Source organism: Staphylococcus carnosus, from assembly GCF_900458435.1.
In the GTDB taxonomy this organism is placed as follows: Bacteria; Bacillota; Bacilli; order Staphylococcales; family Staphylococcaceae; genus Staphylococcus; species Staphylococcus carnosus.
Window position 1 is genome coordinate 2,271,889 of sequence record NZ_UHCT01000001.1, and the last position, 20,592, is coordinate 2,292,480.

21 protein-coding genes are annotated in these 20,592 nt (G+C 34.6%); 12 read left to right on the forward strand and 9 right to left on the reverse strand.

Annotated features, from left to right (window positions below):
• Window positions 1-39 precede the first annotated feature (39 nt).
• Window positions 40-837 carry a teichoic acids export ABC transporter ATP-binding subunit TagH gene (gene tagH / locus DYE31_RS11065; protein WP_012664314.1) on the forward strand — a complete coding sequence of 266 codons (798 nt, stop codon included), beginning with the start codon at window positions 40-42 and terminating at the stop codon, window positions 835-837.
• Between the two features lie 344 nt (window positions 838-1,181).
• Window positions 1,182-1,586 (forward strand): Na-translocating system protein MpsC family protein, encoded by a 405-nt coding sequence (locus DYE31_RS11070; RefSeq protein WP_012664313.1) that lies wholly within the window; start codon window positions 1,182-1,184, stop codon window positions 1,584-1,586.
• 943 nt (window positions 1,587-2,529) lie between these two features.
• On the opposite strand, the gene DYE31_RS11075 is transcribed toward DYE31_RS11070, so the two are convergent.
• From DYE31_RS11075 to tarA, 5 genes are all read right to left on the reverse strand, one after another.
• Window positions 2,530-3,621: a YkvI family membrane protein gene (locus DYE31_RS11075; protein ID WP_012664312.1), complete on the reverse strand. Its 1,092-nt coding sequence runs from the start codon at window positions 3,619-3,621 to the stop codon at window positions 2,530-2,532.
• A 13-nt stretch (window positions 3,622-3,634) separates the two neighbouring features.
• Entirely contained in the window at window positions 3,635-4,972 is a 1,338-nt protein-coding gene (locus tag DYE31_RS11080) for an aspartate aminotransferase family protein (protein WP_115314393.1), read from the reverse strand.
• Window positions 4,973-5,197: 225 nt separating this feature from the next.
• On the reverse strand, window positions 5,198-7,105 hold the full coding sequence (gene thrS / locus DYE31_RS11085) for a threonine--tRNA ligase (protein ID WP_012664310.1): 1,908 nt from the start codon (window positions 7,103-7,105) through the stop codon (window positions 5,198-5,200).
• 372 nt (window positions 7,106-7,477) lie between these two features.
• On the reverse strand, window positions 7,478-7,597 hold the full coding sequence (locus DYE31_RS13045; protein WP_115314410.1) for a DUF2200 family protein: 120 nt from the start codon (window positions 7,595-7,597) through the stop codon (window positions 7,478-7,480).
• A gap of 149 nt (window positions 7,598-7,746) precedes the next feature.
• Window positions 7,747-8,499 carry an N-acetylglucosaminyldiphosphoundecaprenol N-acetyl-beta-D-mannosaminyltransferase TarA gene (gene tarA / locus DYE31_RS11095; protein WP_041612934.1) on the reverse strand — a complete coding sequence of 251 codons (753 nt, stop codon included), beginning with the start codon at window positions 8,497-8,499 and terminating at the stop codon, window positions 7,747-7,749.
• 141 nt (window positions 8,500-8,640) lie between these two features.
• Here tarA and DYE31_RS11100 point away from each other — a divergent pair, with 141 nt between their 5' ends.
• The 3 genes from DYE31_RS11100 (at window position 8,641) to DYE31_RS11110 (ending at window position 10,534) form a co-directional block, all read left to right on the forward strand.
• Entirely contained in the window at window positions 8,641-9,198 is a 558-nt protein-coding gene (locus DYE31_RS11100; protein WP_046100201.1) for a sugar O-acetyltransferase, read from the forward strand.
• An 80-nt stretch (window positions 9,199-9,278) separates the two neighbouring features.
• Window positions 9,279-10,025 carry a M50 family metallopeptidase gene (locus DYE31_RS11105; protein WP_012664307.1) on the forward strand — a complete coding sequence of 249 codons (747 nt, stop codon included), beginning with the start codon at window positions 9,279-9,281 and terminating at the stop codon, window positions 10,023-10,025.
• A gap of 17 nt (window positions 10,026-10,042) precedes the next feature.
• A complete protein-coding gene (locus DYE31_RS11110) occupies window positions 10,043-10,534 on the forward strand; it encodes a GNAT family N-acetyltransferase (RefSeq protein WP_012664306.1) in 492 nt (163 codons plus the stop codon).
• A gap of 43 nt (window positions 10,535-10,577) precedes the next feature.
• Here the strand turns inward: DYE31_RS11110 and DYE31_RS11115 are convergent, their stop codons facing one another.
• Both DYE31_RS11115 and DYE31_RS11120 read right to left on the reverse strand, forming a co-directional pair.
• The gene (locus tag DYE31_RS11115; protein ID WP_012664305.1) at window positions 10,578-11,282 is read right to left on the reverse strand and encodes a phosphatase PAP2 family protein; all 705 of its coding nucleotides are present in this window, start codon (window positions 11,280-11,282) and stop codon (window positions 10,578-10,580) included.
• 153 nt (window positions 11,283-11,435) lie between these two features.
• Window positions 11,436-12,092 (reverse strand): metal-dependent transcriptional regulator, encoded by a 657-nt coding sequence (locus tag DYE31_RS11120; protein WP_012664304.1) that lies wholly within the window; start codon window positions 12,090-12,092, stop codon window positions 11,436-11,438.
• A gap of 127 nt (window positions 12,093-12,219) precedes the next feature.
• Between DYE31_RS11120 and DYE31_RS11125 the strand changes: the two genes are divergently transcribed.
• The 3 genes from DYE31_RS11125 to mntC are packed head-to-tail and all read left to right on the forward strand — an operon-like array spanning window position 12,220 to window position 14,724.
• Window positions 12,220-12,975 carry a metal ABC transporter ATP-binding protein gene (locus DYE31_RS11125; protein ID WP_046100203.1) on the forward strand — a complete coding sequence of 252 codons (756 nt, stop codon included), beginning with the start codon at window positions 12,220-12,222 and terminating at the stop codon, window positions 12,973-12,975.
• The gene (locus DYE31_RS11130) at window positions 12,968-13,804 is read left to right on the forward strand and encodes a metal ABC transporter permease (protein ID WP_012664302.1); all 837 of its coding nucleotides are present in this window, start codon (window positions 12,968-12,970) and stop codon (window positions 13,802-13,804) included. The genes DYE31_RS11125 and DYE31_RS11130 overlap by 8 nt, the downstream gene beginning before the upstream one ends.
• A complete protein-coding gene (gene mntC, locus DYE31_RS11135) occupies window positions 13,801-14,724 on the forward strand; it encodes a manganese ABC transporter substrate-binding lipoprotein MntC (protein ID WP_012664301.1) in 924 nt (307 codons plus the stop codon). Before DYE31_RS11130 ends, mntC begins: the two co-directional genes overlap by 4 nt.
• 257 nt (window positions 14,725-14,981) lie before the next feature.
• Here the strand turns inward: mntC and DYE31_RS11140 are convergent, their stop codons facing one another.
• Window positions 14,982-17,021: a cation:proton antiporter gene (locus DYE31_RS11140; protein WP_012664300.1), complete on the reverse strand. Its 2,040-nt coding sequence runs from the start codon at window positions 17,019-17,021 to the stop codon at window positions 14,982-14,984.
• A 367-nt stretch (window positions 17,022-17,388) separates the two neighbouring features.
• Here DYE31_RS11140 and DYE31_RS11145 point away from each other — a divergent pair, with 367 nt between their 5' ends.
• Window positions 17,389-17,592: a DUF1659 domain-containing protein gene (locus DYE31_RS11145; protein ID WP_012664299.1), complete on the forward strand. Its 204-nt coding sequence runs from the start codon at window positions 17,389-17,391 to the stop codon at window positions 17,590-17,592.
• A gap of 14 nt (window positions 17,593-17,606) precedes the next feature.
• Window positions 17,607-17,819, forward strand: a complete 213-nt coding sequence (locus DYE31_RS11150; RefSeq protein WP_012664298.1) for a DUF2922 domain-containing protein — start codon at window positions 17,607-17,609, stop codon at window positions 17,817-17,819.
• A 44-nt stretch (window positions 17,820-17,863) separates the two neighbouring features.
• On the opposite strand, the gene DYE31_RS11155 is transcribed toward DYE31_RS11150, so the two are convergent.
• Window positions 17,864-18,094, reverse strand: coding sequence for a hypothetical protein (locus DYE31_RS11155; RefSeq protein WP_012664297.1), 231 nt, complete (start codon window positions 18,092-18,094; stop codon window positions 17,864-17,866).
• 243 nt (window positions 18,095-18,337) lie between these two features.
• On the opposite strand from DYE31_RS11155, the gene DYE31_RS11160 reads away from it, so the two are divergent.
• Window positions 18,338-19,270, forward strand: coding sequence for a DMT family transporter (locus DYE31_RS11160; RefSeq protein WP_012664296.1), 933 nt, complete (start codon window positions 18,338-18,340; stop codon window positions 19,268-19,270).
• A 194-nt stretch (window positions 19,271-19,464) separates the two neighbouring features.
• Window positions 19,465-20,307 (forward strand): efflux RND transporter periplasmic adaptor subunit, encoded by an 843-nt coding sequence (locus DYE31_RS11165; protein ID WP_142382774.1) that lies wholly within the window; start codon window positions 19,465-19,467, stop codon window positions 20,305-20,307.
• The last annotated feature ends 285 nt before the right edge of the window (window positions 20,308-20,592 follow it).

Consider the following 20,592-nt stretch of genomic DNA (forward strand, 5'->3'; position numbering starts at 1 on the left):
AAGCACTATTAAGCAACGTAAAATGAGGACGGTTTTTTTATGAAAGATATATCTGTAAAGATGGAAAATATAACAAAAGAATATCGTATTTATCGTAATAACAAAGAAAGAGTCAAAGATGCTCTCATACCCAATCATAAAAACAAAACTTTTTATGCGTTAAATGACGTTTCCATGACAGCTTATAAAGGTGACATTATTGGATTAGTAGGTATCAATGGTTCTGGAAAATCCACACTAAGTAATATCATCGGCGGTTCATTATCTAATACAAGCGGAGAAATTGAAAAACATGGTGAAGTTAGTGTTATTGCGATTAACGCAGGATTGAATGCGCAATTGACTGGTTTGGAAAACATTGAATTCAAAATGTTATGCATGGGATTCAAACCTAAAGAGATAAAAGAACTCACACCTAAAATTATTGAATTCAGTGAATTGGGAGAGTTTATTTATCAACCGGTTAAGAAATATTCTAGTGGTATGCGCGCAAAATTAGGTTTTTCAATTAACGTTACGATCGATCCGGATATCTTGGTAATCGATGAAGCATTATCAGTCGGCGACCAAACTTTCACACAGAAATCATTAGATAAAATCCATGAATTTAAAGAAGCGGATAAAACCATCTTCTTCGTCAGCCATAATATTGGTCAAGTACGTGAATTCTGTACAAAAATCGCATGGATTGAAGGCGGTCGACTTAAAGAATTTGGTGAGTTAGATGACGTTTTACCAAAATACGAACAATTTTTGAAAGATTTCAGAAAAAAATCTAAAGCACAACAAAAAGAATTCAAACAAGAACTAGATAAGTCTCGATTTGTAATGAAATAAATCTTTCTACTCATTTATATATTTTGAATATAAATGAGTTTGAATTACTCATAAGTTTGGGTAGATATAACCATAGTTGAAGTTTTTAATTGCGTTACTTACTTTTTTTCAATTTTTTAAGCAAAACCCTTTAAATTGATTTCTAAAAGTATTATCATTAAGAACAAGTGTATAAATAACAGGCATTGAAAATTCGCTCATTTTCGAGAATGTCGAGACATTTAAGCAAATGACATTTTGTACAAGAGCTATCTAAAACAACAGCTTTCCACTGCTTAGTTTTTTTCAAGTCGAAGAAAAGAAGTATTGGCGTGCACAGATAAACATAGAGCCTGTAATTCATTATGTCATATCATTTCTCAAGTAAGCAGGTGATTGATATAGCTAACAAGAATACTAAAAATAAAACTCAAGAATTTGCTAATCTCGTGCGTGCATATCGAAAAGCACATATTGGAAAAGGTCCAGAACAAATTAAAGTTTTCTTTAAAGATAATTGGGCTATTGCACATATGACAGGTAGTTTGAGTAAAGTCGAAAATTTTTACTTAAGAAATACGGAAAGTAAAGAATTTGAACGAATGCTTAAATTTGGCCGTACAGAAGAAATTAAGCAACTTTATAACCAACATCCTCCAACAGAAATGGAAGAATTGGTAGGCGCAAAATTTGTAAAATTATTTACAGATGTTAATCTAGAAGATGACGAGGTCATTTCAATTTTTGTATTTGACCGTTCAATCGAATAAATCAGGATTGGTGTAAGGTACTCGGTGCTGTTTACTAACCCGCTTTGAAACTCGTACTAACTTTCAAGGAGGTGATATATGTAAACAGGATCGAGTTTTTATTTTCCATATACAATTGAGTTGGAACTTATCATTGTAAAACCCATTCATTTCTATAAAAATAAATAAACAGCTGTGCTAATTTACGCTCACCACAATTATTGGTAAATAGCATAGCAAGCCCAAAACAAACTCAATATAAAAGTGTTTACTCAGCCCATTCAAACACCTTTATAACTTTGAGATCAGCGTCGAATATCTATTACTTGCGACCTCCTTTCCGAATAATAATGTGATTGAAAAAGAAATTCCTAAGCGTAAGTGATAAATCTGATTCTCAAAAAAACCCTAACAACTCATAAAACCTGATAAGTTTCAATGTTAGCACAAAATAGAATTACAATATCTATAAATTGATTGATAGTTCTAAAACACGTTAAAAATTTTAAAACGTAAATGTAGCGTAATAAGGTGTTATTATCCCAGTATTCTGCTGAACTGAATTCCCACAATTCATCACCACCAGCAGAACCCCTCAACTCAAACTGAATATACAACACTATTATGCTGCTAGCCCACAAACCCTTAAATTAAACAGAGTCATAAATCAGCTCTGTCCAATAACTATCGATAACACGTGCAGGATTGTATATGGAAAAGAGATTAACAATAATCTCATAAATCACACGACAGCTCAGATTGTAAATAGCCCTTCAATCTGAGCACATACCCTCAATAAAAAAAGTAATAAAAATGTCAAATAACCTGTGTGCAATTAAGTTCCCTCAACTACTTAATTGATACACATTCACTATAAAACTATAACCCTTAAACAAAAACGCGTTGCAGCTACCCTTTCTACTGCAACGCGTATTTTTTATATTCATTTTTCCAACTTAATCATTTAAACTTTAGACTTCTGCGGATTCATTTTTGCCCAGATTGTACGTACAAAAATAATAATTACCACTGCTAATCCTACATAACCTACGAATGGATATATCATAGCGACCAATTTTCCAAAAGGCAATGATCCACCAAGCATAAACACAATACCTAACACTATCGTTACAATAACTCCAAATTTAGCAGGAATCATACGCATGAATTCGTTCTTTATCAACCAATACATTGGTGCCGTTGTTGAATAAATTCCGAGTAAAATACAAATAGAAAATACAATGGCTACCCAAGGACTAATTGTATCCCCTAAATATAAAACGGGTACTTCTAATTTCAATACATGGTTATAATGTGCAAACATCGCAACGACCATAGCTAGTACTGCCAACATCAAACCAGCACCACCCAAAATCCCAGCAGCTGCCGCTTCTTTCTTACTACCTGATTGTTGACCTAATTGTGTAAAGAAAATCGTACCTGCTAAAATGTTGTAACAAAAGAATAAAATACTGGATTGCCACCAATGACCAGCTGGTTGCAAATCTTTAGCTGCTTGAGGCAATGTATCTAAAGATGGCAAAGAACCGATATTTTTAAAGAATACAACCAAGCAAATAGCAATGGTTAAAACCACAATCACCGGACCCACTGCACCAATGATATCTACCAATTTATTTAATCCGAAAATTACTGTTATCATAGTTATAATTCCCATTCCAAGCAAACCAACTATTGCAGGAATACCGAAATGTTCATGCGCAATTGCGCCAGTACCGGAAATCATAATCACAACAATACAGAATAAGAAAAGCAAAGTAAAATATTCAATCAAACGTCCGATAATTTTGCCGCAATATACTCTGAAAATATCTCCCGGATGTTCTAATTGCAATTCATATCCTCTTGTCATCAATGTAACACCTAGAGAACAAAACAAAATTGCACTTAAAAGGATACCTGCAATACCTGCTTTACCGTATGAAGCAAAAAATTGCATCACTTCTTGTCCAGTAGCAAAACCAGATCCTATTAAGTAAGCCATGTAAGCACCGCTTAATTTCAATACATTCTTCCAATCTATTTGTTGTCCCATTGTCTTAACCCCCTTACCATCCTTGTCCTGCAACTTGATAAGCTTCTAATTTTCCTTGTTCAAGTTCTTCGAATGTTTCTTCTAAGATAGTCAATGCTTGATCGAGTTCCTCATCAGTAATTACAAGTGGTGGTTGGAATCTTAAGACATTTCCAGCTACAGCAATAATCACGACACCACGTTCGTAACATCGATTACAAATCTTCAATGCAGCATCATTATCACGTGCTTTAGACTGTTTATCTGTGACGATATCTACACCGATAGATAAACCTAAACCGCGAACATTCCCAATAAATTCATGTTGATTTTCCCATGCTTTCATACGTGTTTTTGCATATTCGCCTTTTCTTGCTGCTTCCTCCACTAAATTATCTTCTTCCATCATTTCTAAAGTTGCCACAGCTGCTGCACAACTCACCGGATTGGCACCCATTGTAAATAAATGCGCAGGCGCATCTAAACTACCCATAATATCTTCTCTGCCAACTATGGCTGACATCGGCATGCCGCCTGCTAATGATTTACCATAGGCAACTAAATCAGGTTCGAAATTAAAATGTTCAATAGAACTCCATTTACCTGTACGTCCCATACCTTGCTGAATATCATCTACTGCTAAAAGAATGCCATGCTCTCGACATAATTTTTCTAAAGCTTCGAAATAACCAGGTACCGGTTCTAATAAACCGCCATCTCCTTGTATTGTTTCTAACATAATACATGCAACTTCTTCTGGAGGCAGGTACTTTTCAAACATTTCTTTTAAAGGTGCTAAATATTCATCTACAGTGTTTGGTTCTGTACTGTTAAACATTCCTCGATAGCTGTCCGGAAAAGGAATGTGGTGAATGCCTGGTAATAAAGGCCCTATTTTTCTTCTCATATTTAAACTGATTGCTGATAAAGAAATCGAACCATATGTTGAGCCATGATATGCATTTGTAAAACTAATTACGTTAGGTCTTCCAGTATAAGCACGAGCAAATTTGATAATACCGTCACAAGCATCTGAACCTGTTAAACCAAATATAACGCGTTTTTTAAAATCTCCAGGTGATAAACTGCAAATTTTTTCAGCGAGTTCTGCTAAAGGTTCATGATACATATATGCAGGTGTGTAATGAATCATCTTTTCTGTTTGTGCTTGTATCGCTTTTACAACACGTTCTGGTGTATGTCCGATATTTTGAGAACTTGCACTTGATAATAAATCAATATATTCTTTCCCATCAACATCTGTTAAAACTGCTCCATGAGCGTGATCAATAATAAGCGGGTAGTACGGAATACGACCTGCTTTTGCAAAATATTTTTCATCGCGTTCAAATATCTCCTGCGCTCTTGTCATAAAATCACATCCCCCTATAAGTACACTTTCTTTAGTCCTTTTCTCTTTCTAGAAAAATAATGAATATATGTAATATACAGTTAATCAAACGCTTTGTAAACAGATTATTCCAAATTTTCAGATATTTAAGGCTAGGAATAACACCATTTGTAAGCAATGATGTAAAAAGTGTCATAAAAAATAGACGTTTATCCCTTTTTCAGGAATAAACGCCTATTTGGATCTTTATTTTACTTTATCCAATACGTCAACTTCTTCTTTCAATTGTTTCACAAAATCTTCGACATTAATGCTATGTTCTTCAGATTCTCCACGTTTACGAACAGCTACTGTACCATTTTCTACTTCGTTGTCTCCAACTACAAGAGTGTAAGGTACTTTTTTCAAGTGCGCTTGACGGATTTTATACCCCATTTTTTCATCGGATAAATCAAGTTCTACTCTGAAACCTTCTTTTTTCAAACGACGTTTCAAATCTTTTACTGCATCCAAATGTAAATCAGCATTTACTAGGATTACTTCCATTTGAACAGGTGCAAGCCATAATGGCAAATTGCCGCCAAAGTGTTCAAGTAAAATTCCGATGAAACGGTCGCTTGATCCATAGATTGCACGGTGAATGACAACAGGACGTTCTTTTTCTCCAGCTTGATTAATAAATGTTAAATCGAATTTTTCAGGCATTTGGAAGTCAAGTTGAACAGTACCGCACTGATGGCTGCGTCCTAGTGCATCTTTAATATGAATATCAATTTTCGGTCCGTAGAACGCACCATCTTTTTCATTGACTGTATATTTAAAGCCATGTTGATTCAACATGTTTTCAAGAGATTGTTCTGCGAAATCCCATAATTCAATTTCACCCATAAAGTCATCTGGACGAGTAGATAACTCAATACTGTAATCAAAACCAAACACGCTATATACTTTATGAATTAAGCCTAAAACATCTAAAATTTCTGATTCAATTTGATCACGTCGTACAAAAATATGAGCATCATCTTGGTTGAAAGTACGTACACGGAATAAACCATTTAATGAACCGCTTAATTCATGGCGATGTACTTGGCCAAATTCAGCCATGCGAATTGGCAAATCACGATAAGAATGCAGATGGTTTTTATAAATCAACATATGGCCTGGGCAGTTCATAGGTTTTAAAGCATAAGTTTGTTCATCCACTTCTGTGAAGTACATATTATCTTGATAATGATCCCAGTGACCACTGTTTTTCCATAAAGTTTCGTCCATAATAAATGGAGTGTAAACCTCTTCATAATCCGCTTCAAATTGCAATTGTCTCAACATATTTTGTAATTCTAAACGAATCACTTGTCCATTATGTGCATAAAACGGCATACCAGGTGCATATTCTGAGAATGAGAAAATGTCTAATTCTTTACCTAAGCGACGATGGTTTACTTGTTCATACTTTTCAATAAAAGCTTGGTGTTCTTCTAGCGCTTTGGCATCAGCAAATGCAAAACCAGCAATACGTTGCAATGATTCATTATTCACATCACGCAACCAGTTAGTTGCTGAAATAGATTGTAATTTATAATTTTTAACTTTAGATAAGTTAGTTACAAGTGGTTGGTGAATCACTGCTTTATAATCTCCATGCACAGCCACTTTCACAGGTTCTTCACCTTGTTCGATATGATGCTGCATAAACGGATTATCTTTAAATAAATCTAATGCATCTAATTTTGAATACTCATGTACTTCAATAGGGTGATTGGCACTGATTGCTTTATTAATTGTTTTTGTAACTTCTTTTAAATCAGCGGCCTTCAAAGTATTTTCAGCTTTAAAATCACAATAGAATTGTTCTTTATTTACACCAAAATCTGCAACTTCAACTCCATATTTCACAGCAGCTTCTCCTACTAAATAACTTAAAGTATAACGAATCGCTGCTAAGCCCTCTTCATCTTCATAAGTAAAGAATTCAACTTGGCAATCTTTCTCGATTTGATGATTCAAATCGTGTAATTCACCATCTATAGATGCTACAGCGGCTTTTTTGGCAAAAGAACTGCCAATTTGTTGTGCAACTTGGTAAAGTGTTGTGCTTTGTTCCACCTCCAATTTGCGTTGATCTGGTAAAGTTACGATGACTTGATTTCCCATACATTTTGCCTCCTTAAATTCCGAATTAAAATAAAAAAACTGCACCTATCCCTTTAGATATAAAGGGACGAGTGCAGTTTCTGCTCGTGTACCACCCAGATTCAAAACAAATAAGAAACAACATAAGCAATTACAATTTCTTCAGCTCTGCTGATGCAACATTTATTTCCTCATTGGAATGACGTAACATGTCATTAAACGGTATATTTTCATATACTTCTCTAAAGTAGTAAAATACACTTTCAATTAATGCAAAAGCTCACAGCCGATGACTTCCGCTCTCTGTTTTTTTGTGTATCTATTGTCTTTATCACCGAATCAATTTTTAAATTGTTTATAGTATATCGTAATCATTACGATATATCAATCTATTTATTTAATATTCATATTTTCGTAAAACTTAATAGCGTTTTCATTTTTTACGTAACACTTTATCCATCCTTTACCTTTGGCAAGTTCATCTACTAACTTATCTAAATAACGAATCTTTATTACCTATTACGGCTTCAAGACTGGCCTCATCGTTTGGCCACCTTTCCCTTTAATTTAAAATAGATTACACGAAATCCAAAAGTTAAATTCCATAAAAAAACTGCTTCGATTCGTCTTCAGACCCTTCAAAGCAGTAATATTTCTATTCTTTATTTTTTTAATCTTGTTCGAAAAACCTTAGATACAAATCGAGGCAAGCGCTGCATACGTGCCATTCGTTTCCAATCCGTAATCAAACGATAAAACCATTCTAAATTTAATTTACGGAAGATAAGCGGTGCTCTTTTTTTAGTACCGCTATATACTTCAATAGAACCGCCTACGCCCATCAATAAAGTATGTTGAAAACGATGCCGGTGTCGTTTAATCCATTCTTCTTGCTTAGGATAACCCATACCTACAAAAATATAATCCGGATTAAAATTACATACTTGACGTGCTACACTTTCATCACCAGTATCGATATAACCATGATGGGAAGCAAATTCAATATGTGGATATTTCTTTTGAAGTTGTTTTACCGCTTCAGCTACAACATGTTTTGAAGCACCTAATAAGAACACTTTTTGACGATGGCGTTCTGCTATGGCTAAGCATGCAGCCATAAATTCAATACCAGGCACTCGTTCTTTCAAGGGTGTTCCTAATATTCGACCTGCTTGGATAATTCCTGTACCGTCCGGGATTATAAAGTCCGCTTCTCCAATCAAATCATAATAATTTTTATCTTCAAGCGCATAATCGACAATCTCAGGGTTTGCTGTAACCACAAACATATTATCGGTCGTATCAGCTTCTACAAAATTTGTTACATGATGTTTCATCTCATCCATCGTGACGTTATCAAATTGAACAGACAAGATATCTATTTTTTCGCGCTTTGCTGTTCGTTGATTTTCCATAATAAAGTCTCCTAACTTGCGCATCCGGTTGAATCAACCTATCATTTACATCATTATACACCACTCACCTGATAGATTGCATTTCTTTTAATAAGTGGTAATCTGAATTTAATACACTATTGATTAAAGAGGTTTTTAATTATGACAACTGAAAAAGAAAAAATGCTGAGCGGACAACTCTATAATTCAAGAGATCCGCAACTTGTAAAAGAACGTCATAAAGCACGTCATGCAACAAAAGCAATCAACAATGCATTTTCAATCAAAGAACGCCACTTTCTATTAAGACAAAGTATTGGTCACTGCGGTGATAATGTATTCATCGAACCTGATATTCATTTTGACTACGGTTATAATATCTCGCTCGGCAATCATTTTTATGCTAATTTCAATCCTGTCATGCTAGACGTTGCCCCCATTACAATCGGCAATCATGTTCTGCTCGGCCCGAATGTCCAACTCATTACAGCAACACATCCGCTGAATCCGGCAGAACGCGCTTCTGGATTAGAACTTGCTTTTCCAATTACGATAGGTGATCATGTTTGGATTGGTGCAGGTGCAATTGTGCTGCCTGGTGTGACAATCGGAGATAATGTTGTAGTAGGTGCAGGCAGTGTTGTCACAAAAGACATTCCCGACAATCAAGTTGTTGCCGGCAATCCAGCGCGCTTTATTCGTGAAGTCCCATTAGATTAGAATAGGTCTCAAGACGCAAGCAAAGGCGGCTTGTTTTCATTTATAATGATGAGTAATACAAAGATTCAGAGGTACCTGCTATGCAACTATTCAAAGAAATTATCAGCACACCGATGACACTGCATCTTTATCTTGTTGTCATCATTGCTATTATTTATATGACAGTGCATCATTATCGTAATCGTCCAGGACTTGCAGTGACAGATATTATTTTAAATTATATCCCTGTTCTGACACACGAATTCGGCCATATTGTTTTTAATAAAATCAGCGGAGGTCGTACTGAAGATTTAGTCATTGTAACCTCACCAAGAGAACGTATTGCAACTTCTCAACAAGGTTTTGCTATTACGCGTGCTTCTCGTCGTTCTACAATGATTATCACCACATTAGGTGGTTATGTCATGCCGCCATTAATGCTTGCACTCGGAATTTTCAGTGCGTATTTTCACTATCCGTCGCTTTTTGTTTTAAGTTATCTTCTCATCTTCATCTACTTTGTTTGTATTACTTCACGCAAAGGTATACCGATTTTAATCGCTATTTTACTTGGGTTGATGATTTATTTGCTAATACAAAACAATCAGCCTGAAATGATTGTACTGATATTGTCCATCGTTTATCACTTTATTTTAGGTGTATTATTCGGAGAACTCTTGCAGTCAATTTGGACAATGCTGCGTTTGACTTTCACCCAATACCCTATTGAATGGGATGGTACAGCTTTACGCAACTTAACACACCTTCCAGTCGTTGTCTTTACAACGCTTTGGGTTGCTTTCAACTTTTATGTCGTATATGCTATCGTAAAATATCTTCTCTTCTGAAGTTAGGAGGTAACACCATGGTAAAATTGAAAATTGCTGAAAAAGCAGATTTACCAGTTTTCACTAAAGTTTATAATCAAGCCATTCGCATGCGCAATGTCACAGCGGATGTTGATGAAGTTTCAGACGAGGAAATGGCACCTATTTTTAATAGCCATGATACTTCTCGTCCGTTATACACTATTTGGGATGACCAAGGACAAGCTATCGGTTATGCAAGTTTAAACCATTTTTATGGACGCCCTGCTTATGATGAAACTGCAGAACTCAGTATTTATTTAGATGAACAAACACGCGGTCAAGGTTATGGCACAAAAGTAATGCAGCTTTTAGAACAAGAAGCTGCATCACTTAATATTCACTACCTTACCGGTTATGTATTCGCTCAAAATGTCCCTTGCAACAAACTTTTTGAAAAACAAGGCTATGCACTTTGGGGGAATTTACCGCAAATTGCACACATTGATAAAAATCGCCTTGATTTATGTATATGGGGCAAACATATTTGATATGAAAAAGCTTCGCAAGTATTGTACCTGCGAAGCCATTTTTTTATTTTACATTGAAAATTTTACCTTTTCTCAACAATGGAAGCTTAGACAACATTGGTGTACATGCTCTAAATATTAAAATCGAAGCCATCACCCAAGTAATGCCTAACGAAACCCCTCCAACAACATCCGTTAAAAAATGTGCGTGGAAATACATTCTCGAAAATAAAATACTGATCCACAATACAAAAATCAATAACGTTACAATTACTTTTACAGCTTTATTCCTAATATTAGGAATGAATACCGTAAATAATATAATAACAATTAATGTACTTGATAAAGAATGACCGCTTGGGAATGAAAATCCTGTATCTGCTAATAAATGATCATAAGGACGTGCACGATGGATGAGGTCTTTAAAAATAATACCTAATATACCCCCTAATCCAACAGTTGCTAATAACCATAATCCCATTAAATAATACCGTTTAATCAACAAAGCGACAGCTACAACAACTGTCATTATCACAAACGTAACCACATCTCCATATGTAGATACTAATGTCATAAAGTCATTAAATAAACCGCCATTAAAATTCATCTTTGGTTCTTCAAACATATGATCAAACCAATTAAACGTCCCTTTATCCATCATATGAAATAAAGACAGATGCCAAAAAGCACCTATCATGGTCACTAAAAAGATGGCACCGCAAATCAACATTGCAGTTTTTTCAATACTTTTATTTGTATCCTTATTCATGCCCAATTCCCTCTACTATCTTTTTTATCTATTGTACAACTTTGATTCCCATGATAAATGAGCTTTCAGACCTAATTTCTAGTCAGTACTCAGACCTAGGTATATTGAAAAAGACGCAACTCCTCAAAAAAGTTGCGTCTTTATTTCTAAAAATTAATCTTCTGATTTTTCACCAAAAATATGTGCTGCATTTTCATAACTGAGAATAATCAATGGATCATTCTCTTTACGAATCGCAATGACTTGATTCGTATCATCTTGTGATTCTACAACGATTTCATCGCCGATTGAAATAGATTTACTAGATAAATAAATCAATAGTTTCGTACGATCTCGCACGCGACGAATTGTAACATGATCGCCTTCTTTGAAATCTTTTAATGAATCATTATAAATTTCTTCGAATTTTCCATTACGCGGAATAACGCCGCCATGCGGACAAGTCGTAGGATAATTCAAAAGCGAATCCAAGCGTTCAACAAACAAATCAGAAACACGATGTTCTAATACCTCTGCTTCTTGATGGACTTCTTCCCAGTTATATTTCAAAATCTCTATTAAAAAAAGCTCTAATAAACGATGGCGTTTAATAATTTCCAACGTATGATTAAAACCTTCTTCTGATAACTTCACACCTTTATAAGGTTTCGTAATGACATACCCTGCTTTTTCCAAGCGATTGACCATTTCACTCACGGATGGTGGTTTAATATTCAAATATTGAGAGAGTTTTTTATTTGTAACGAATGAAGTAGCGCCGCCATTATTCAAAATCGCTTTAAGATAATCTTCCTTTTCTTCCGTTAACATCCTGTCACCGATCCTTCCATCCAGATTCACTTTATTGTATCACGAAAATACTTGACACGCTAAATTTCATGTCTTATGATGAAATAAATTAGGTTAGCCTAAAAATTTAGTTAGGAGGTGTATTATAATTTTAGAAATCAAAAACCTTAACCTATATCTAGGCAATAAACATATTCTGCAAGATATTAATCTGCAATTGCCTATTCAAGGAGAATTAATCGGCATAATGGGTCCGAACGGAGCGGGTAAATCTTCTTTAATCAAAACCCTGATTGGCGAATTCAAATCAGAAGGTATCAAACGATTAAATGGAAAACCTGTTGCTTCCCAATTAAAGAAGATTACATACATACCGCAAAAAACGCAATTAGATTTAGATTTTCCTATCAGTGTTGAATCAGTTGTACTTTCTGGAGCCTTTAAAGAAATCGGATGGTTCAGACGTCCAACTCAACGCATAAAAAAGCGCCTTGATGATTTGCTTGAAGATATGGAATTAATCCCTCTGAAAAAACGTCAGATTTCAGAACTCAGTGGCGGTCAATTACAACGTGTACTCGTGGCACGCGCTTTGATGACAGAGAGCACACTTTATTTACTCGACGAGCCATTCGTCGGTATCGACTTTACTAGTGAACAGCTGATTATGAATAAACTTCAACGTTTAAAAGCACAAGGTAAATTAATATTGATTGTGCATCATGATTTATCAAAAGCCGCTGAATATTTCGATCGCATTATATTATTGAATCGGACCTTGCGTTATTTCGGTCCAAGTCAAGAAGCGATGACAACTGAACGCTTAAATGAAACCTATATGAATCAAAGTACGGAGAATACTATGTTCCAGCATAGTGAGAAAGAGAGAATTAAAAATGCTTGATTTTTTACAACACATATTTGATTACCAATTTTTAAGCCGTGCACTTATCATTTCTATTTTTGTAGGAATTGTCTGCGGGACGGTCGGCAGTCTGATTGTTTTAAGAGGATTGTCTCTAATGGGTGATGCGATGAGCCATGCTGTATTACCCGGTGTAGCATTATCATTTCTTTTCAAGATTCCGATGTTTGTCGGTGCGCTTGTAACAGGAATGCTCGCGAGTTTATTTATCGGATTTATTTCTGATAAAAGCAAAACGAAGCAAGATGCAGCTATCGGAATTAGTTTTACAGCATTTTTAGCAGTCGGAGTTATTATTATCAGTCTGATCAATAGTACAACAGACCTTTATCATATTCTGTTCGGTAATTTGCTAGCGATTACTCATACAGCTTACTGGTCGACGATTATTATCAGCATCATAGTACTCCTGCTTATCATCATTTTCTACCGGCCGCTGATGATTTCTACATTTGATCCAACATTCAGTAGAATGAGCGGTTTAAATACTACATTTATACATTACTTTGTGATGCTGCTGCTTTCACTTGTCACTGTAGCCAGCATCCAAACCGTTGGTATCATCTTAGTCGTTGCATTATTGATTACACCCGCTTCAGCAGCCTTCTTGATTACCAAAAAACTTTGGTCGATGATGATTGCTGCTAGTGTCATTAGTGTTATCAGTGCAATTGTCGGAATGTATTTCAGTTATATTTATAACATTCCAAGCGGTGCAACGATTGTATTGTGTGCATTCGCGATTTATATAGGTACATTTATCTATTCAAAAATATCTCAACAAATTAGAAAAGGAGTTCCATCATGAAAAAGTTAGTACCTTTATTAATGGCAGTATTACTATTCTTAGCTGCTTGCGGAGGAGGCCATTCACAATCTTCTTCTGATCATAAATTAAAAATTGTCACTACCAACTCTATTCTGTATGATATGACCAAAAATATAACTGGCGATCATGCTGAAATACATAGCATTGTCCCAGTCGGTCAAGATCCGCATGAATACGAAGTGAAGCCGAAAGATATTAAAGCATTAACAGATGCAGATATCATCTTATACAATGGACTGAATCTTGAAACAGGCAATGGATGGTTTGATAAAGCTTTAGAACAAGCTGGCAAAAACACCAAAGATAAAAGTGTCGTACGCGTTTCTAAAGATGTAAAACCTATTTATTTGAACGGTGCTGAAGGTGACAAATCTAAACAAGATCCGCATGCGTGGTTAAGTTTGGAAAACGGATTGAAATATGTAAAAACAATCCAACATGCTGTTATCCAACATGACAAAGCACATCAAGATGATTACCAAAAACGAGGTGATGACTATCTCAGCAAACTTGAAAAATTGAATAAAGACAGTCATGATAAATTCGATGACATTCCTAAAAACCAACGCGCCATGATTACAAGTGAAGGTGCATTTAAATATTTCTCTAAACAATATGGCATTACACCCGGCTATATTTGGGAAATCAATACAGAAAAACAAGGGACACCAAAACAAATGAAACAAGCGATTCAATTTGTAAAATCACATCACTTAAAACATCTATTAGTCGAAACAAGTGTAGATCACAAAAGTATGCAAAGTTTAAGTGAAGAAACAGGTGTACCGATTTCTGGAGAAGTTTATACAGACTCTATTGGCAAAAAAGGCAGTAAGGGCGATTCCTATTACAAAATGATGGAATCTAATATTGAAACTGTCCACAACAGTATGAAATAACACATTATCCTTAAGATGACGGTTTACCTCCTAATTCAAATACCGTCATCTTCCATAAATAATCTATCCTAAACATAAATAATAAGCAGTGGTCGTAATCCTCCCTAGAGACCACAAAAACTCCTAATGAAAAAGCGGTAATGCGATGATATCGCTTTTCAAAGAGCCAGTCCCCTCCAAGACTGGCTCTTTTTTTACATAAAAAAGCTGCAAAACAATGCTTCGCTAAGCATCTGTTTTACAGCTTTATTAATATATTAAGTTAAGCGATCTACTAAAATCATTTCATCATAATTAATCGCTTCTCTTACTTTCAGTGCCGTTTTTTCACTTACTTCTCCTTCATCTACCAATTCATTTAATATATGACGTTGCTCACGTAATGCATTCAGTTTAATTTTCGACATTGATTCATTATTTTTAGTATTAAAGAAATTAGATGGTGTCAGGTTATCTGTACGTAATAAATAACTATCTGCAATCGTACTGATTTCTAACTGATTATCTGAATTTGCTTCTTTGGATAATCGTTTAACCACGTTGTAATGCACAATTCGCATAATTTTTGAGATTTCTTTCAAGTTTTCTTTAATATCCAATGAAGATGACGCATTGGTTTGAATACGTACACGACGTCTTAAGAAACTGGCTTTAATTCTAATCCAAATACGTCTTAATAATGAAGCTTGGCGATAAACTTGAGTACGTTCTGCATAACGCATATAGTTATCAAAATCACTTTGAGAGATGCGTCCTTCTTTTGCTAAATCATCCAATGTTTTTGTTTCTGTATCAAAGGCAATACCTTGTAAACGTTCTAGTTCTTTTGAGTCTTCATCGTCATCATCTAATACTTTTAAGAAAGCGATACGATCATGATAATCTTTAATCACATTCCCATATTTAAAAGAAGTTTCTGGTGTCGCATGCTGTCTTAAGTATTCAACTACATGTTCTAAAATATAAACACGTGTCTGCTTGAATGTCATACCTTCTTGTTTCGCCTTTTTCATTGCAGGTGTCACAAGTGGTAAAAATACTTGCGCAATGACTAAACTTAAAATAACCATTCCTGAAGAAATGAAGAGCAAGTCATTTCGATAAATAAACGATTCATTTTCACCTAATATGAATGGCAATGTTAGTGCGATAGCCAAAGAAATGGTACCGTGCACGCCGCATAATGTCATGATTAAAGCATACATGCTGCGTTTTGGTTTTTCAGAAGGTTTTTGAGGACCTCCCTCATTCATCGCTCTTTCAAAAGGACTGACTGGAAGGTAAAAATAAGGATATAGAACATAAACCCATACGAAGCGGAATACATAAACAGCGAGTGCTATAACACCTGTTGTTGTAAGCAAGAACACAAGATTTTGCGGTTCAGTTTTAAGTATATTCACAACAACTTCCGGAACCATATAACCTAAAATAACAAATACAAAACCATTTAATGCATAACTCAATACGTTCCAAGTTTGTGTATAACTCAACTGTAATTGTGTACTGACGTGTGTAATACGGTCTCTTTCAAATCCATGTACAAGACCAGCTACTACTGCCGCAATAATTCCTGAAGCATGGAATACTTCTGCAATAAGATATGTCACAAATGGTGTCAGCAATTGAATAAAAATAAACATATTATTACTTTCTACACCACGTCTAGATAATGTTACGCGCAAACGTACAAGTGCAACACCAATAATCATACCAACAATCAAACCGCCGATAGCTGCAATTAAAAATTCACCAACAGCATGCGTGATTGAAAAAGTACCTGTAATCAATGCAGTTACAGCAATTTTGAAAGAAATGATACCTGCTGCATCATTTAACAAAGATTCACCTTCCAAAATTGTCATGGCACCTTTTGGTAATATCTTACCTCTTGTAATTGCAGAAACTGCCACAGCATCTGTCGGACAAAGAATAGCTGCTAAAGCAAAACCTGCTGGCATTGGCAGATTAGGCCATACCCAGTGAATAAAGAAACCCACACCGACTACAGTAGTGAATACTAAACCTAATGCCATCAGCATGACGGGTTTAATGTAACGCCGCAAACTAACGCGGGAAACTTGAACACCTTCTACAAACAGTAATGGTGCGATCAAAGCAACCATAAATACTTCTGTATCAAAGTCAAAACTGACAGGGATTGGTGTTAAAAATAATAAAGCCCCTAAAATAATTTGGATAAATGCTAAAGGTACTTTAGGGAGAAATAGTGAATGAATTAAAGAACTTACGATTATTGCTGCTAAAAATATCAGCAAACCTTCAACTATCTCCAAATCGTCACCTCTTTCTGTGTTCAATCATATGAAGTGGATGATAAAAGCTGATTCATTCAGTTTTTATCGTCTAGTTATAATAATACTATATTTAATTGCACAAAATCTATTTATATAACTTCAGTCGTGTTAAATCTTCGAACAAGCTTGCATTCCTACTCTAAAAGTGAAAGTTATGCAAAACAAGCTACTAAAATATTTAGTAATCACTCTTTCTGAGGTTATATAAATAGAAACATGGTAGTACTTTTTACCCGTTCTATGCCTTTGTTATTACAGTAACGAAAAAATTTTATCTTTTTTTAAAAAAGGGTGTGCTTTTTTTAAACGAGAAACGATATATAGAGTGAGAAAGGAGGTCAGGCAAATGAAAAAAATTAAAGATGTCGCTATTACTTTGATTCACGAAGAATTAGGTGAAAACAGCAAAGTTGTACAAAAACGTCGTAAATTCTCTCGTTTGAACCCAGAAATCACTTCAAAAGAATTATTAACATTTAAAAATGTGATTGAAAAATTAACTGGAGAAACGTACATCAATGTTGAAGTCACTACAGTAGAAACTTTATAAGAGGAGGAAACATAATGTCTAAAACTTTAGAACTGATTTTTCTTAACGCAGCTAATAAACCCGTAAAATTACAAATTCCAGATTTAACACAAGATGTCAGTGAAGAAAGTGCACGAAATGCTATGAACACATTGTTAGAAACAAATGCACTTAATCCAACAGCTGGCAAACCTGTAGCTGTTAAAAGCGCACAAATTATTGAAAAAGAAACACATATTATCTTTTAGAACAAATTGCCGAGTATACTCATGGTTTGAGTATGCTCGGTTTTTCATTCTACTTCTCTAGGTTTGACAATATCCCCGAACAAAATACGCTTGTCTCCCAGTTTTTTACAAATGGAATAATCATCATACACGTCAATGACTTGTGCTAAGTTTTTGTAAGCAAGTTTAGGATTGAGTACTTCAATAAATTGTTGGGTTTGAATTTGAGCATTCTGCCCAGCATCTATAAAGAAAGTGTCTTCATCGAGTACACGAATAATCGATATATTACGCATATTAAATCCTCCCTTTCTTACTTTCATTAAGTTTTATCACTCAACTCTTATTTTACCAAATTATATATAGATATATTGAAAAAATCTACATTTTTTACAATTATCAAATAAAAAGTGTCTTAAAAAACAATAAATTAAAAAGCAATACAAGTTATCGTTGATATATATCATCTAACCATTGTTTGCCTTCACTAAGTGTGATAAAGTTGGGTAACTGATTGCAAACAATAAAGGAGGGATTTAATGATACTATTATTACTTTTAGGCTTAGTAGCGGGTACAATGGTTCCGATTCAAACTTCAATCAACTCTCGTTTGATTGAATATACACGTTCATCATTTTATGCTTCTACTATTTCTTTCGCCGTCGGTTCACTCTTTTTAGTAATTGTAAACCTGATTGTTAATCCAAGTGTATTTAACGTCAATTATTATCATTTTGATTTTAACTACACTTGGATTACAGGCGGTATTTTAGGCGTTATTTTCTTAACAGGAAACTTGATTCTATTTCCAAGACTCGGTGCATCACTGACAGTTATTATCACAATCGCTGGACAAATCGTAATGGGTGTTCTTATTGACACTTTCGGATGGTTTGGTGCGAATACAGAACCTTTCACATTCTTGAAGCTTTGCGGTATTATACTCCTCTTCTTCGGTATTTTTATTATGAATTATACTAAACAGAAGGCCGCAACTGAAACGCAAAGCAATCCCCTAGCGTTAATATTGTGGTTAGCCATTGGCTTTTCATTTGGATTTGCGCCGCCAATCCAAACAGCAATCAACAGCCAACTAGGACAAACTGTACAAAGCCCATTCCTTGCTTCATTTATTTCATTCTTTGTGGGTACCATCGCATTATTCATTATCACATTAATTATGAATCGTTCACTGAAAATGCGTGCACACTCACCTGAAAGTGGAAAAATAAAATGGTTTTACTTTATTGGCGGTATTTTAGGCGTTGTATTTGTGACTGCAAATATTATTTTAATGCCGCATTTAGGTGCTGCTTTAACAACAATCATCGCGATGCTCGGACAAATGTTGATGGGTGTCTTAATTGATCACTTTGCTTTACTTGGAGCACCACGCAATCGTATTTCGGTACGTAAATGTGTAGGTATCGTATGTATCATTATTGGAATTGTTATCCTAAGATTATTCTAGGATGCAATTCCTATTTTTTATCAAAAATAGAGATAAATTTTTCGTTTTTATACGTTGCACAAATCCATAACATCATTGTATAATAATATTCAAATAAAATATTATGAGGTGATTTATATTTGAAATACTCTCTCCGGTTGATAGTGCTAATTTCTATCCTCTTATTAACACTTATCTCCGTCGGAATATACGCCGTGTTCCGACATCAACATCTCCAGGCACAAAAGCCCTCTAAAACTTACACCGTCGCGTATAACCATCCACTTACTTTTACGGGTAATCAACAAGCACAGTATACTCAAACACTTATATATCATTCTGAATATGGTAAAATTCATGATTGGTTTATTCAATCAGATAAAGCAGTTAAGAAAAACGCACCTGTTTTGGAATACTATAACTTTAAAGCAGAACAGAAATTGACAGCATTACGTAAACAACTTGTTGCACTTGATAAAAAACCTGATCAATTGCCGCTCCGCACATTTTTAGAACAGCAATTTTATCTCACACAAACAGCGCTCAGAATACAAGAAAACAGTATATTTGAAGGTAAATTGCATATCATTGAACCTTATCCCTCACTAAACAATGAAGTTTTTGCTGAAATTTACAGCAACAAGAGAATTATCCAATGCACTATCGATGAGAAAATACGTCATCAATTAAAAAACAATCAAGAAGTAGAAATACAACCTCATTCAGGATCATCATTTAAAGGTAGAATCATTAAAATTGATACCTTCCCTACAACATCTACCTTCAATTCAGATGCTCCAGCAAAATACAAAGTTGCAATTTCCACCGATGCATCCTATCCAATAGGTACACACTTTAAAATTTCCGTTTCCACACACCTAATCTCTTTACCAAAAGATGTTCTATATGATAAAAATTCGGTTATAATAAAAAAAGATAAGAAAATGGTTAAAAGAATTATTAAATATCGGGAAAAATCGGGTATGGTTATTATTAGTGAAGGTCTATTACCAGGCGAAAAAGTTATTGCCCAATCAAAAAACTTCACGTTTAACTAATGATTTTATATAATTATCCTATGCAATTACGTTTACAAACAAAAATCAGAATCTAATTATTTAATTTCTCATAATTCAAATGATGTTCAATAAGTTAAGTGCTTAAAATGGTAACTTTTTAAAAGTACATCTTTACGAAAAAACTATACTTTTATAATGTTTTTTGTTTACATTTCATTTTTATTTAGTTATAATTAAATAAATAATAGAGACTTGAATATTTTAATATACCATTCAAGCCTTGTATTATGCATATCAGTGTTAATAAATGCTTGTTTGTGAGCG

Coding starts and splice junctions, on each gene's coding strand:
- DYE31_RS11110 (WP_012664306.1), top strand. CDS start 10,043: ATGGTAAAATTGAAAATTGCTGAAAAAGCAGATTTACCAGTTTTCACT.
- DYE31_RS11130 (WP_012664302.1), top strand. CDS start 12,968: ATGCTTGATTTTTTACAACACATATTTGATTACCAATTTTTAAGCCGT.
- DYE31_RS11155 (WP_012664297.1), bottom strand. CDS start 18,094: ATGCGTAATATATCGATTATTCGTGTACTCGATGAAGACACTTTCTTT.
- DYE31_RS11120 (WP_012664304.1), bottom strand. CDS start 12,092: ATGTTAACGGAAGAAAAGGAAGATTATCTTAAAGCGATTTTGAATAAT.
- thrS (WP_012664310.1), bottom strand. CDS start 7,105: ATGGGAAATCAAGTCATCGTAACTTTACCAGATCAACGCAAATTGGAG.
- DYE31_RS11115 (WP_012664305.1), bottom strand. CDS start 11,282: ATGAATAAGGATACAAATAAAAGTATTGAAAAAACTGCAATGTTGATT.
- DYE31_RS11075 (WP_012664312.1), bottom strand. CDS start 3,621: ATGGGACAACAAATAGATTGGAAGAATGTATTGAAATTAAGCGGTGCT.
- DYE31_RS11105 (WP_012664307.1), top strand. CDS start 9,279: ATGCAACTATTCAAAGAAATTATCAGCACACCGATGACACTGCATCTT.
- DYE31_RS11070 (WP_012664313.1), top strand. CDS start 1,182: ATGTCATATCATTTCTCAAGTAAGCAGGTGATTGATATAGCTAACAAG.
- tagH (WP_012664314.1), top strand. CDS start 40: ATGAAAGATATATCTGTAAAGATGGAAAATATAACAAAAGAATATCGT.
- DYE31_RS11160 (WP_012664296.1), top strand. CDS start 18,338: ATGATACTATTATTACTTTTAGGCTTAGTAGCGGGTACAATGGTTCCG.
- DYE31_RS11145 (WP_012664299.1), top strand. CDS start 17,389: ATGAAAAAAATTAAAGATGTCGCTATTACTTTGATTCACGAAGAATTA.
- DYE31_RS11100 (WP_046100201.1), top strand. CDS start 8,641: ATGACAACTGAAAAAGAAAAAATGCTGAGCGGACAACTCTATAATTCA.
- DYE31_RS11080 (WP_115314393.1), bottom strand. CDS start 4,972: ATGACAAGAGCGCAGGAGATATTTGAACGCGATGAAAAATATTTTGCA.
- tarA (WP_041612934.1), bottom strand. CDS start 8,499: ATGGAAAATCAACGAACAGCAAAGCGCGAAAAAATAGATATCTTGTCT.
- DYE31_RS11150 (WP_012664298.1), top strand. CDS start 17,607: ATGTCTAAAACTTTAGAACTGATTTTTCTTAACGCAGCTAATAAACCC.
- mntC (WP_012664301.1), top strand. CDS start 13,801: ATGAAAAAGTTAGTACCTTTATTAATGGCAGTATTACTATTCTTAGCT.